Origin of the sequence: Paraburkholderia sp. BL9I2N2, assembly GCF_004339745.1 — a bacterium.
Classification (GTDB): Bacteria; Pseudomonadota; Gammaproteobacteria; order Burkholderiales; family Burkholderiaceae; genus Paraburkholderia.
Window position 1 is genome coordinate 1044801 of record NZ_SMGP01000001.1, and the last position, 12534, is coordinate 1057334.

Below are 12534 nucleotides of genomic sequence, written 5' to 3' on the forward strand. Positions count from 1 at the left end.
GTGAGTTGTATTCTGGAGAATCGAATGAAAATCGCAAAGAACACCGTCGTGTCGGTCGCTTACAAGCTGTCGGATGCGCAGGGCAATCTGATTGAAGAAAGCGACGAGCCGATGGTCTATCTGCACGGCGGCTATGATGGCACGTTCCCCAAGATCGAGGAAGAGCTCGACGGCCACGAGGCCGGCTTCGAGACTCAGATCCAGCTCGAGCCGCAAGACGCGTTCGGTGAGTACGACCCTGATCTGGTGAAGATCGAGCCGCGCAATCGCTTCCCGGAACCGCTCGAAGTCGGCATGCAATTCGAAGGCACGCCGGAAGAAGGCGACGAGGATCTCGATTCGCTCGTCTACGTGGTGACCGATGTCGCGGAAGACAAAGTCGTGCTCGACGGCAACCATCCGCTCGCCGGCATGGCACTGCGTTTCGCGCTGACGGTGAAAGACGTGCGCCCGGCGACCGAAGACGAAATCCAGCACGAACACGCGCATGGCGCCGACGGCCTCGAAGTTCTCGACGAAGACGAGGACGACGAAGAAGACAAGTCAGGGCCCACGCTGCACTGAGCTTGCAGGCATGCCGGGCAGGCTTGAAGAAGCGCCCGGCGTGTGCGGCTGTGAGGCTGGCGCGGGCGGCGTCGAGGTAGCCGGCCCGTAGCCGCCGCCGCCCTGATCTGCCGGTATGCGCGGCTGCTGATCCAGTTGCGACTCCCCGGGCGTCTGCAACAGTGGCGGCAATTCAGACGCGGGTCCGAGCGCCGGTACAGCCGGCATCGAGGCGGGCGGTTCATCGCGCGGCAGCACGGGCTGCGCGGTGGGCATCGGCATTTGCTTCGGCACATCGCGCACGCTTACGCGGAACGGCGGTTTTCTGCCGAGATCCGCATCCACCTGAATCCACTGATTAAGACGATCATGCGGCGCGAGCGCGACACGCGTGAGATTCGTCACCAGCATCCCTTTGTCATTGCGTAGCGGCTGATCGATCACGAAGCCGGCGCTCGCGCGCTCGTCGTCGCAATGAATCACCAGCACGGGTCCGCGGAAAATCTGCGCGAGCTTCACAAGGCTGCGTTTGAATTCCAGAAAACCATCGCGGCGCGTGTTACGCGCAAAACGTAGCCATGCAAAACGGTCGGGCCGTTCGTAGCGCTCAGGGTCCGGGTCGCCTTGAATGAACACGACAATCGCGCGCGCGTCGCGGCGTTTCGCATATTCTCCCGCGTGTTCCAGCCAGAACGCATTGGCGATCACGCGGTCTTCGAATTCGCCGTTGCGTCCGCCCGCGGTCAGGTAATGATTGTTCGGACTCGGTGCGTTCAGGCCGACGAACACGGTATCGCCCAGTTGCCAGCGCACGTTCTCGCGATATGGACGAAAGCGCGAGACTTCGCTTTCACGCGTCAACGCGATCGGGTTCTGACCCATCGAGGTGGCGTCGGCGAAGAGCGTCTGACGCAACTGATCGAGCCGCTCGATCGGATCGAAGCCGCCCGCTTCGGCCGTGCCGCAATCGGCCCAGTCATGCTGGCCGGGAATGAAGAAGAGGGCGGGCCGCGACGTTTCGAGGAGCGCGTGGCGACGCTCGTAAAGCGCGTCGCGGCAGGCTTCTTTCGCGCCCTTCAGATTGCCGTCGTAGACGATGAACGATATGTCGCGCTCGCGGCTGATCGCTTCGATCAGCCGTTGCGTGGGCGCTTCGTCGGCGGCGCTTTGCATTGTGTTGGCGATGACCGCGAAGGTGTAGCGCGGCGTATCGGCATAGGCCGCCGGCGCAAAACCTGACAAGCCCGCGAACGGCACGCCGCCGCCCGAGAGCGTGAGGGCGAGGGTCAGCGCCGCGCGAAGTTTGCGCGGACGCTGCGAGGGCCTGTGTGCGTCAATGATCCGCATCTGGCGCGGCGGCCAGCTCGTGCAGTTCGTACAGCAGATCGAGTGCTTCGCGCGGCCGCAAATCGTTCGGATCGATGCCGCGCAGACGCTCGACGAGCGCCTGCATGGCGGGCGACGCCGCCGGCTCCGCCGTGGCATCGCCGCGTTCGTCGTCGGCGTCTTCGAGCAGCATCGGCATGGGCGCGGCGAACAGATCGAGTTGCGGCGCGGGTTGCGCGGCCGACTGCTGTTCGAGATGCGCGAGATGCTTGCGCGCCGCGCGAATCACGGCGTTCGGCACACCGGCGAGTTGCGCGACCTGCAGGCCGTAGCTTTGATTCGCCGGACCTTCGTTGACCGCGTGCAGGAACACGATGCCGTGCCCGTGTTCCACCGCCGACAAATGCACGTTGGCCGCCTGCGGAAACTCCGCCGGCAACTGCGTCAGCTCGAAGTAGTGCGTCGCAAACAGCGTATGGCAGCCGTTGTGCGCGAGCAGATGCCGCGCGATGGCCCACGCCAGCGCGAGTCCGTCGAACGTGGACGTGCCGCGGCCAATCTCGTCCATCAACACCAGACTTTGCGGCGTGGCGTCGTTCAGGATCGCGGCGGCTTCGGTCATCTCGACCATGAAGGTCGAGCGGCCGCCGGCGAGATCGTCCGCTGCGCCGATGCGCGTGAAGATGCGATCGATTGGCCCGAATGCGGCGCGCCGCGCGGGCACGTAGCTGCCCACATACGCGAGCAGCGCGATTAGCGCGGTCTGCCGCATGAAGGTCGATTTACCGCCCATGTTCGGGCCGGTGATCAGCAGCAGTTTGCGCTCGGGCGTGAGCGCGCAGTCGTTGGCGATGAACTGCTCGACCTGCGCTTCGACAACCGGATGCCGTCCCTGTTCGATTTCGATGCCGGCGTTCGCCGAGAACGTGGGCGCGACCCAATCGAGCGCACGGGCGCGCTCGCCGAAGGCCGCCAGCAGATCGAGTTCGGCGAGCGCCGAGGCGACCCGCTGGCAATCCGGGATGAACGGCAGCAGCGCCTGCAGCAGCGCGTCGTACAGCGAGCGTTCGCGGGCGAGCGCGCGTTCCTGCGCGGACAGCGCTTTGTCCTCGAACGTTTTCAGTTCCGGCGTGATGTAGCGTTCGGCGTTCTTCAGCGTCTGACGGCGGCGATAGTCGTCGGGCACCTTGTCGGTCTGACCGCGCGTGACTTCGATATAGAAGCCGTGCACCTTGTTGTACTCGACGCGCAGATTGCCGATGCCCGTGCGTGCGCGCTCGCGCGTTTCGAGGTCGATCAGGAACTGCCCGCAGTTCTCCGAAATATCCCGCAACTCGTCCAGTTCCGCGTCATAGCCGCGCGCGATCACGCCGCCGTCGCGCACCATCGCCGACGGTTCCTGCGCGACTGCGCGCTTGAGCAGTTCGACGCAGGCTTGCGGCGGTTCGAGCGAAGCGTCGATGCGCGCCAGCGAATCCGCATTCGGCGCAACGGCCGCGAGCTGCGTGCGCAACTCGGGCAACGCAATGAAGGTATCGCGCAGGCTCGACAGATCGCGAGGCCGTGCCGACAGCAGCGCGAGACGCCCGGTAATCCGCTCGATGTCCGAGATCTGCCGCAACGCGCCGCGCAACGAGTCGACGCTCGTGCCAGGCGGCGCGTCGAGCAATGCGCCGATCGCTTGCTGACGCGCCTGCGCCACCGCCGATTCGCGCGGCGGATGATGCAGCCAGTGACGCAGCAGACGGCTGCCCATGGTCGTGCAGCAGGTATCGAGCAGCGAACACAGGGTGGGCGATTCGGTGCCGCGCAGTGTTTCCGTGAGTTCGAGGTTGCGGCGCGTGGCGGGGTCGAGGCCGATATATTCGGATTCGTATTCGACTTTCAGGCTGCGCACGTGACGCAATTGCTGGCCTTGCGTGGCGGCGGCATACAGCAGCAGCGCGCCGGCCGCGCCACATGCGCAAGTCAGCGAATGCGCGCCGAAGCCGTCGAGGCCCGCCACTTCCAGCTGATCGCACAAGCGCTGCGTGCCCGAGGTGACGTCGAAGTGCCAGACCGGCACGCGGGTGAGGGCGCCCGCATTGACCGGCGGCGTCCAGTTCGCCGAGTCGCTGGGCGTGTCGGCCACCAGAATTTCCGCGGGACGAATGCGCTCGAGCGCGGCCGCCACCTGGTCGGGCGCGACTTCGGCGAGGCGCAGCGCGCCGCTCGCCAGATTCAGCCATGCAAGACCGACGCTGGTCGCGACGCCGCGGCGGTTATGCGCCACGCACATGGCCATCAGGTAGACATCGCTCTTGTCGGACAGCAGCGCAGCGTCCGTGAGCGTGCCCGGCGTGACCACGCGCACCACTTTGCGCTCGACCGGGCCCTTCGACGTAGCCGGGTCGCCGATCTGTTCGCAAATCGCGACGGATTCGCCGAGCTTCACCAGCTTCGCCAGATATTGTTCGACCGCGTGATGCGGCACGCCCGCCATCTTGATCGGGTTGCCCGCCGACGCGCCACGCTGCGTGAGTGTCAGATCGAGCAGACGTGCGGCTTTTTCCGCGTCTTCAAAAAAGAGTTCGTAGAAGTCGCCCATCCGGTAGAACACCAGCGTGCCCGGATGATCCGCTTTAATGCGCAGGTACTGCTGCATCATCGGCGTGTGTTGTGCGACGTCGTTGGCCGCTGCGGTTTGAATGCCCATCCTCGGTATCTTCTTGCGTTAGCTGTTCAGGGCGTGAGTTTAACCTGCCGGCGCGGCGAGCGGACCCTGGCCGGACGGCCAATCTGAACCGCCAATCCGCATTGCAGCCCTACGCCGCGGCGGCACATCCCGCACGAGCCGCGCCGCGCCCGCTTCACCTGCATGAAGGCGTCATTCTTCCACCATCGCCCGCATATCCACCGTGCGTTCATTCACCGCGCTACGCCGCTTGGCCAGCCACATCATGAACGTGATGAAGGTGCCGAACACGACGATGATCCACTGCGCCGGCATCTTCGCCGTGAGCAGCAGCGCGTAGGCGCCGAGCATCAGCAGCACGGCGAGATTCTGGTTGAAATTCTGCACCGCGATCGAATGTCCCGCGGACAGCAGCGTCGCGCCGCGATGCTGAAGAATCGCGTTCATCGGCACGATGAAAAACCCCGAGAGCGCGCCGAGCAGGATCATCAGCGGATAGGCGAGCAGAATGTAGAACGGCAGCACGTACGTGCCGATGCGAATACCCGCGCCCGGCGGGAACAGATCCTTGTTGTAGAACGCCATGGCGATCGCCACCGCGCCGGTCAGAATGCCGACCGGCAACACGCGCAGCGATTTGCGCAACGGAATCAGCGCGGCCGCGGCCGCGGCGCCCACCGCGATGCCGAGCCCCGTGACGCCTTGCATGACCGCCGCCTTCGAGAGCGACAGCCCGAGGTTCACGTTGGCCCATTTGAGCACCAGCAATTGCAGCGTGACCGCGCCGCCCCACATCAGCGTGGTCACCCACAGCGCGATCTGCGCGAGTTTGTCGGCCCACAGCACGTTGAAGCAATGATAGAAATCGCCGATCAGTTTCTTCGGTTCGCTCAGCCGGTTCTCATAACGTGCGCCGGTGTCGGGAATGAAGATGTTGATCGCGGCGGCGATCGCATACGTCACCATCGTCGCGAACATGGCGAGATCGGCTGAGGAGCGGATCAGCGGCAGATGCGCATGCGCGACGAATTTATCCGCGAAGGTGCTGATCAGCGCGCCGCCCACCATCGTGCCGACGATGGTCGACAGCACGGTGGCCGATTCGAGCCACGCGTTCGCCTTGACGAGTTTTTCCGCCGGCAGCAGTTCAGTGAGGATGCCGTACTTGGCCGGCGAATACGCGGCCGCGCCGAAGCCGACCACGCCGTAGGCAATCATCGGATGAACGCCCGCGATCATCATCAGGCAGCCGCTCGCCTTCAACGCGTTGGAGATGAACATGACGTGGCGCTTTTGCATCGAGTCGGCAAATGCGCCGACGAACGGCGCGAGCAGCACATACGAAACGGTAAAGAAAATCTGCAGTAGCGGTGTGACCCAGGCGGCCGAGCGAATCACGGAGAGCAGCGCGATGGCCGCGATCAACAGTGCATTGTCCGCAAGCGACGAAATAAACTGCGCCGCGATGATTGTGTAGAAGCCTTTTTTCATGAAGCGGGTCGGAAGCTGCGCGCAAGTCAGGCGCAAAGCAGGGCGCAGCAAAAACGCGCAAAACGCAGCCAGCAATGGAGTGCGCCGGCGCGGCCTTCCGCTTTGTAGCACGAACGCCCGCTGCATGCAGGCGCGCCAACGAAAAAGCGGCCGAAGCCGCTTGTTCATATTCCGGTTGCCGGTGCTGACCCGGCGTCACGCGGGCAAGGCTTACGCCGGTTGCTGACGCGTGCGGCTGTAGCGCGACAGGATCGGGATCATCTGCGCGTAGACCTTCGGATTGCCCGCAACGATTTCGCCGACGTGCAGGAATTCCGAATCGCCCGTGTAGTTGCCGACCAGGCCACCGGCTTCGGTGATGAGCAGGCTGCCCGCGGCGACGTCCCACGCATTCAGGCCTTGCTCGAAGAAGCCGTCCATGCGGCCGGCGGCGACGTTCGCCAGATCGAGCGCGGCGGCGCCCGGACGGCGCAGGCCGGCGCAGGCTTCGGTCATTTCAGCGAACTGACGGCCGTACGCTTCGAGGCCGTCCTTTTCGCGGAACGGGAAGCCGGTGCCGATCAGGCCGTCGGCCAGACGGTCGCGCTTGGCCACGCGGATGCGGCGGTCGTTGAGGAATGCGCCACGGCCGCGCGAAGCGGTGAACAGGTCGTTGCGGGTCGGATCGTAGACCACGGCTTGCGTCACGATGCCCTTATGAGCCAGCGCGATCGACACGCAGTAGTACGGAAAACCGTGGATGAAATTGGTGGTGCCGTCGAGCGGATCGATGATCCACTGATATTCGGATTCGTCATCCGACTTGCCGGATTCTTCGGCGAGGATCGCGTGATCGGGGTAGGCGGTCTTGAGCGTGTCGATGATCGCCGCTTCAGACGCTTTGTCGACCTCCGTGACGAAATCGTTGTGCTGTTTCTTGCTGACCTGGACGAGATCGAGGTCGAGCGACGCGCGGGTGATGATCTGTGAAGCGCGGCGCGCGGCCTTCACAGCGATATTGAGCATGGGATGCATGAGACTGGATCCTTGTGCCGGGGCAGCACGGCTGCTGGCCGGTAAATGAGCGCTAACCTGCGCTAATTGGGCGCCCTCGAGAAAGGCGCGGAAACAGCACGGAACGCTCGCCCGGTACAGGACCAGTGCGCATTCCGCCGACGGAGACGAATTGGATAAGAACGAGGCGCTCATGCCAAGCCGGACGGCGAAGCTGGACGCGAATCCGGGTATTTTACCTGAGTCCGGGCGCCGCGGCAGCGTTCTCGGGACGGGCGGGTCATCTCCCCGGGTTTTACGCGGCATTGGCAAGCTAGTTCGCATGCAAATCGGACTGGCTGCGGCGTTGGCGCTACCATACGCGTCTTTAGCATGCAGAATTCCATCGTGGACCACACCCACCATTCTTCCGATCCTGACGTGGCCGAACTGCGTGGGGGCTTCACCTCGACGCGCTTCGTGCTCGTCGAGCCGAGCCATCCGGGCAACGTCGGCGCCGCGGCGCGCGCGCTGAAAACCATGGGGTTCTCGCGGCTCGTGCTGGTGTCGCCACGCGTGCCCCACGTGCAGAGCGATCCGGAAGCCATCGCCATGGCAAGCGGCGCCGACGACGTGCTGGCCTCCGCGCACGTCGTGCCGACGCTCGCTGACGCCCTGAACGGCGTGCACTGGTCGATCGCGCTGACCGCGCGGCTGCGCGAATACGGGCCGCCGCAATGGACGCCGCGCGCCGCGGCCGGCGTCGCGCGCGAGCAGGCGGTGCATGGCGAGATCGCGCTGGTGTTCGGCAACGAGCGCACGGGTTTGTCGAACGAAGACGTCGAGCGATGCAGCGCGCTGGCGCATATTCCTGCCAATCCCGCTTATAGCTCGCTCAATCTCGCGCAGGCCGTGCAGGTGTTGGCGTATGAGTTGCGCACGATGTATCTGTCGGCCGATAGCGCGCCCACGGCGGCTCAAGTGGCTGCGGCTCGGGCGGCTGCGGGGCAGGGCGAGCCGGCAGGCGCACGCGCCGCGAGCGACGAAATCGAAAGCATGTTCACGCATCTGGAAAGCGCGCTTGTCGCGCTCGAATTTCTCGATCCCGCCAATCCGAAGAAGCTGATGTCGCGTCTGCGGCGTCTCTTTGCACGCTCGGGTCTCGAGCGCGAGGAAGTGAATATCGTGCGCGGCATCGCCAAGCACATTCTGTTGAAGACCAAGTCCAAGGACGGCGACGCGTCCTGAGCGCCGCATGCCGTTCCTGAATGCTTTTCCGATAGCCGGCGACGACCCCGCCGGCAGCGTGGACTTCCGGCAGGTTTTCCGCAATCCCCCTACAATCCTCAAAACGTTCTAAGCAAAGCTGCCGCCGTGCTATCCGGCAAGCCGTGCCGTGGCGCGCGCCAGGTCGCGCGAGCGGCCCTTTCTCCCACAACACAGTCCCTGCCATGTTCACGAGACTTCGCGAAGACATCGCCACGATCCGCGAGCGCGACCCCGCCGCCCGCAGCGCCTGGGAAGTCCTCACGTGTTATCCGGGCCTGCACGCGCTCGTACTGCACCGGCTCGCGCATGCATGCTGGCGGGCTAAACGCCGCTGGTTCGCGCGATTCATCTCGCAGATGGCGCGCTTCATGACCGGCATTGAAATCCATCCGGGCGCGACGCTCGGGCGGCGCGTGTTCATCGATCACGGCATGGGCGTGGTGATCGGCGAGACCGCGCAGATCGGCGACGACTGCACGATCTATCAGGGCGTCACGCTCGGCGGCACGTCGCTCACGCGTGGCGCGAAACGGCATCCGACGCTCGAGCGCGGCGTGATCGTGGGCGCGGGTGCGAAGGTGCTCGGCGGTTTTACGATCGGCGCGGAGGCGAAGATCGGATCGAACGCGGTGGTGACGAAGCCCGTGCCCGCGCGTGGCACGGCGGTGGGTAATCCGGCGCGGATCATCGTGCCGGCGGCGGCCGCAGTGGTTTCAGAGGCGGCGAATGCGGGTTCCAACGGCGCCGCGCGCGACGTCAAACGCTCCGCCGGAAGCAGCGGCTTCTGCGCATACGGCATTACGCCGAACGCGGACGATCCGGTGTCGCTGGCGATTCATGGCCTGATCGATCACGCCGCCACCCAGGCGAAACGCATCGACGAAATCGTCGACGCATTGGAGCGGCTGGGTACGAGTCTCGAAGGACTGCAAGGCGCGGATGCGGCGTTGCTCGATCTGCGGCGGTTGTCGGCCGCGATTGCAGGCAAGGTGGAAGGGGCGGCGGCGGAGCGTTGACGTCTGCTTGCAGACGACGATGCCGCCGTTCACGCTGGCGGCCGGCGCTAACGCCAATGCGGCATGCAACGCGGAGGCGCGGCAGTAACGACGCTGGCATGCGCTGCGACAGTCGCTCTGCGATCAATCATTACGATCGCATTCAACCAACGAAAGCGCTGACATGCGGAGAGCCCGCGGCGCTGCATTCACCCGCACCACCACCTTCAACCTAACGGCAACGCCCGAATCCCTTCAGCATCGATACGCAAATACCCGCCACGGCGCTCGCCGTGGTCGAGATCCCAATCCGGCAAAACCCAGCGCGTGCCGCCCGGCTCGCGATGCCGCGCCGGCCGGTGCGTGTGCCCATGAATGATGGTCGCCGTTTTCGACGACTTGAATAACGCGGCCACGGCCGCCGCCGTCACGTCGTACTTCGGCGTAACCGGCCGCGAGCGGCCTTGGTCGCTTTTCGCGCGCATGTTCTCGGCGAGTTTCTGACGCCAGCGTAACGGCCACGCGAGAAACAGCATCTGCGCGAAACGGTTGCGCGCAAAATGCCGGAACAATTGATAGCCGCGATCCGCGGTGCACAAGCCATCGCCATGCGCGAGCGCGATGCGCGTGCCGAATGCGGTGATCACAAACGGATCGGGCAGCCAGATCGCGCCGGCCGCTTTCATGAAACGCTTGCCCAGCAGAAAATCGCGGTTGCCGTGCATGATGTAGAGCGCGATGCCGCGCTCGGACAGCGTATGCAACAGCGCCGCCATGCGCGCGACGAACGGCTCGACGAGCATGTCGTCGCCGATCCAGTACTCGAACAGATCGCCGAGTATGAAAACCGAATCGGCCTGCTCGGCCGTGAAGCGGATGAAATGCTCGAACGCGGCGACCGTACGCGGAATCGCCTCGCTCAGATGAATATCGGAGAGGAGAAAAAACGGGCGTGCGGCGTGCGGGCGTTTGCCCTCGCCAGGCACGCCCGCGGCGACGCTTCGCAGCGGCGTTTCTTGCAGCATTGAAGGTGCCTGATGTCAGTTCGAACGAGTCGACGCTTCGTTCACGTTCAGTCGACGATCACAGCCTTTTCGATCACCACGTCGTCCGCCGGCACGTCCTGATGGAAGCCCTTCGAACCCGTCTTGACCTTCTTGATCTTCTCGACGATGTCCATGCCTTCGACGACCTTGCCGAACACGGCGTAGCCCCAGCCCTGCGGCGTCGGCGACGAATGGTTCAGGAAATCGTTGTCGTTCACGTTGATGAAGAATTGTGCCGTGGCCGAATGCGGGTCGTTCGTGCGAGCCATGGCGACCGAGCCGTTCACGTTCTTCAGACCGTTGTTCGCTTCGTTGGTGATCGGCTCGGCCGTCGGCTTCTGCTTCATGCCGGGTTCGAAGCCGCCGCCCTGGATCATGAAGCCGTCGATCACGCGGTGGAACACCGTGTTGTCGTAGTGGCCGGCCTTCACGTAATTGAGGAAGTTCTCAACCGACTTCGGCGCCTTTTCAGCGTCCAGTTCGAGTTTGATGACGCCGTGGTTCGTATGCAGTTCAACCATGATGGAATCCTTTGATGAACAGGGTGGGTAAAAGGCGCGGCGAGTCGTCATGAACTGACGCCGGGCCGCGCCGGGGCGTGGATTGAGCGCTGATGCTTTTCTCGTGGGCGCGGTGTCTTGCGCGCGCTTTCAGTGCTCGCCTTTGCTTCAATTACTTGCCGACGACCGTGGCCGACTCGATCACGACCGGCTTTTGCGGCACGTCGCTCATCGGGCCGCGCGAGGTAGTGGGCGTGCCTTCGATCTTCTTCACGACGTCCATGCCGCTCGTGACCTTGCCGAACACCGCATAGCCGTTGCCGTCCGGATTCGGATAGTCGAGGCCGGCATTGTCCACCGTATTGATGAAGAACTGCGCGGTGGCCGAATTCGGATCGCTGGTGCGCGCCATGGCGAGCGTGCCCGTCATGTTCTTCAGACCGTTACGGCTTTCGAGCGGAATCGGCGCGCGCGTCGGCTTCTCCGCGAAGCTCTGCGTATAGCCGCCGCCCTGAATCATGAAGCCGCGAATCACGCGATGGAAAATCGTGCCGCTGTACTGGCCGGACTTCACGTAGTCGAGGAAGTTGGCGACCGTCTTCGGCGCTTTCTCAGGATACAACTCGACGCGGATGTCGCCTTCCGATGTCTTGAAGAGGACGGACGGATGCGCGGCTTGCGAACCGGACTGGGCAAATGCGGGAGCGTTTGCGATCAGGGCGGCGCTGCCGAGCGCCAACATCAACCATTTCATGAAGATCCTCAGGGTTGGAAAAAACGTATTGCGCGAGAGCGTAATGGGCTTTACTTCGACGGCGCCATGTAAGGCGGCATGGCGAGCGAGCCGTTCGCGCCGCCGTACTGGAAGCTCGGCGTCTGCGTCATGTTCGAGGTGGCGCGAGCGGTGTAGTCGTCTTCCGGGACGGCGGACTGCTTCGCCTGGGCCGGGGTCTTGACCGGCGAGATGACCTTCTGAATGTCCGCGAGGCGCTGCGTGGTGGTGGGGCTCACCTTACCGAGGCTCTGTGCGCGGCGATAGGCCTCGTTGGCCATGCGCAGATACAGGTCGCCGAGATTCTCGTACGCGAGGCTGTAGCCCGGGTTGACCTTGGTTGCCGTTTCCAGCGCGGCGCGCGCTTCGGCATAATGGCCTTGCTTCGCATAAAGCGCGGCGAGGTTGTTATAGGGCTCGGGCAACTCGGGGTACGTCTGCGTGAGTTCGGTGAACGCGGCGATGGCTTCGTCGTCGCGATTCAGATGGGCGAGCACCGTGCCGCGCTTGAACTTTGCTTGCGCGTCGCGTGGATTCGAGGCGATGCGCGCGTCGAGCTGGGCCAGCGAGGCCGCCCAGTTTTTCTGCGCGATAGAGGCGTCGATTTCCGGCGTGTTGTCGCGCACGGCGGGGCCCTGCGGCCGCGTGGCGGCTTTCTGCGCGAAGGCGGCCGAGGCGGGCACGGCGGCAAGGGCGACAGCCAGGGTGACGCGCAACGTGAGGGCACGCGTGGCGCCGAGAGCGACGCCGCCGCTCATGCCGCGCGCGACGCCACCGAAGGCCGCCGCGGCGAGGGTCGCAGCGCTGCGCGCGCGGCCGCTTGAAGGTTTCATAGGCTCAGGTCTGGATGTTATACTCCGACCCATTCTAACAAAAGGTCTGCGCGTTCCGTCGAACCGCAAACTGTCTTTTCGCCACTCGTGGTCGTCTCCGCCTTGATCGCAGC

General features: G+C 64.4%; 11 protein-coding genes. 3 read left to right on the forward strand and 8 right to left on the reverse strand.

Annotation, left to right across the window (positions count from 1 at the left end; all coding sequences use genetic code 11):
- Positions 1 to 24 precede the first annotated feature (24 nt).
- Entirely contained in the window at positions 25 to 564 is a 540-nt protein-coding gene (locus tag B0G74_RS04820) for a peptidylprolyl isomerase (protein ID WP_132373872.1), read from the forward strand.
- On the opposite strand, the gene B0G74_RS04825 is transcribed toward B0G74_RS04820, so the two are convergent.
- The 4 genes from B0G74_RS04825 to B0G74_RS04840 all read right to left on the reverse strand — a co-directional run bounded on the left by B0G74_RS04825 (position 544) and on the right by B0G74_RS04840 (position 7048).
- Positions 544 to 1890, reverse strand: a complete 1347-nt coding sequence (locus B0G74_RS04825) for a hypothetical protein (RefSeq protein ID WP_132373873.1) — start codon at positions 1888 to 1890, stop codon at positions 544 to 546. The two genes, B0G74_RS04820 and B0G74_RS04825, sit on opposite strands and share 21 nt — an antisense overlap.
- Positions 1877 to 4564, reverse strand: coding sequence for a DNA mismatch repair protein MutS (mutS, locus tag B0G74_RS04830; protein WP_132373874.1), 2688 nt, complete (start codon positions 4562 to 4564; stop codon positions 1877 to 1879). Before mutS ends, B0G74_RS04825 begins: the two co-directional genes overlap by 14 nt.
- Before the next feature lie 171 nt (positions 4565 to 4735).
- Complete coding sequence (gene lplT / locus B0G74_RS04835) at positions 4736 to 6034, reverse strand: lysophospholipid transporter LplT (RefSeq protein ID WP_132373875.1); 1299 nt, start codon at positions 6032 to 6034, stop codon at positions 4736 to 4738.
- A gap of 210 nt (positions 6035 to 6244) precedes the next feature.
- Positions 6245 to 7048 (reverse strand): inositol monophosphatase family protein, encoded by an 804-nt coding sequence (locus B0G74_RS04840; protein ID WP_132373876.1) that lies wholly within the window; start codon positions 7046 to 7048, stop codon positions 6245 to 6247.
- Positions 7049 to 7414: 366 nt separating this feature from the next.
- On the opposite strand from B0G74_RS04840, the gene B0G74_RS04845 reads away from it, so the two are divergent.
- Both B0G74_RS04845 and cysE read left to right on the forward strand, forming a co-directional pair.
- Positions 7415 to 8254 (forward strand): RNA methyltransferase, encoded by an 840-nt coding sequence (locus B0G74_RS04845; RefSeq protein ID WP_132376842.1) that lies wholly within the window; start codon positions 7415 to 7417, stop codon positions 8252 to 8254.
- A gap of 203 nt (positions 8255 to 8457) precedes the next feature.
- On the forward strand, positions 8458 to 9291 hold the full coding sequence (gene cysE, locus B0G74_RS04850) for a serine O-acetyltransferase (RefSeq protein WP_132373877.1): 834 nt from the start codon (positions 8458 to 8460) through the stop codon (positions 9289 to 9291).
- 206 nt (positions 9292 to 9497) lie between these two features.
- Here the strand turns inward: cysE and B0G74_RS04855 are convergent, their stop codons facing one another.
- From B0G74_RS04855 to B0G74_RS04870, 4 genes are all read right to left on the reverse strand, one after another.
- The gene (locus tag B0G74_RS04855) at positions 9498 to 10295 is read right to left on the reverse strand and encodes a UDP-2,3-diacylglucosamine diphosphatase (protein ID WP_132373878.1); all 798 of its coding nucleotides are present in this window, start codon (positions 10293 to 10295) and stop codon (positions 9498 to 9500) included.
- A gap of 47 nt (positions 10296 to 10342) precedes the next feature.
- Positions 10343 to 10837, reverse strand: coding sequence for a peptidylprolyl isomerase (locus B0G74_RS04860; RefSeq protein WP_063496582.1), 495 nt, complete (start codon positions 10835 to 10837; stop codon positions 10343 to 10345).
- Positions 10838 to 10988: 151 nt separating this feature from the next.
- Positions 10989 to 11570, reverse strand: a complete 582-nt coding sequence (locus tag B0G74_RS04865; RefSeq protein WP_132373879.1) for a peptidylprolyl isomerase — start codon at positions 11568 to 11570, stop codon at positions 10989 to 10991.
- 50 nt (positions 11571 to 11620) lie between these two features.
- The gene (locus B0G74_RS04870; RefSeq protein ID WP_132373880.1) at positions 11621 to 12421 is read right to left on the reverse strand and encodes a tetratricopeptide repeat protein; all 801 of its coding nucleotides are present in this window, start codon (positions 12419 to 12421) and stop codon (positions 11621 to 11623) included.
- Between the last annotated feature and the right edge of the window lie 113 nt (positions 12422 to 12534).

Bases quoted from the DNA above. Each gene is read 5' to 3' on its own strand.
- lplT (WP_132373875.1), bottom strand. From the start codon at position 6,034: ATGAAAAAAGGCTTCTACACAATCATCGCGGCGCAGTTTATTTCGTCG.
- B0G74_RS04820 (WP_132373872.1), top strand. From the start codon at position 25: ATGAAAATCGCAAAGAACACCGTCGTGTCGGTCGCTTACAAGCTGTCG.
- B0G74_RS04865 (WP_132373879.1), bottom strand. From the start codon at position 11,570: ATGAAATGGTTGATGTTGGCGCTCGGCAGCGCCGCCCTGATCGCAAAC.
- mutS (WP_132373874.1), bottom strand. From the start codon at position 4,564: ATGGGCATTCAAACCGCAGCGGCCAACGACGTCGCACAACACACGCCG.
- B0G74_RS04870 (WP_132373880.1), bottom strand. From the start codon at position 12,421: ATGAAACCTTCAAGCGGCCGCGCGCGCAGCGCTGCGACCCTCGCCGCG.
- B0G74_RS04860 (WP_063496582.1), bottom strand. From the start codon at position 10,837: ATGGTTGAACTGCATACGAACCACGGCGTCATCAAACTCGAACTGGAC.
- cysE (WP_132373877.1), top strand. From the start codon at position 8,458: ATGTTCACGAGACTTCGCGAAGACATCGCCACGATCCGCGAGCGCGAC.
- B0G74_RS04840 (WP_132373876.1), bottom strand. From the start codon at position 7,048: ATGCATCCCATGCTCAATATCGCTGTGAAGGCCGCGCGCCGCGCTTCA.
- B0G74_RS04855 (WP_132373878.1), bottom strand. From the start codon at position 10,295: ATGCTGCAAGAAACGCCGCTGCGAAGCGTCGCCGCGGGCGTGCCTGGC.
- B0G74_RS04825 (WP_132373873.1), bottom strand. From the start codon at position 1,890: ATGCGGATCATTGACGCACACAGGCCCTCGCAGCGTCCGCGCAAACTT.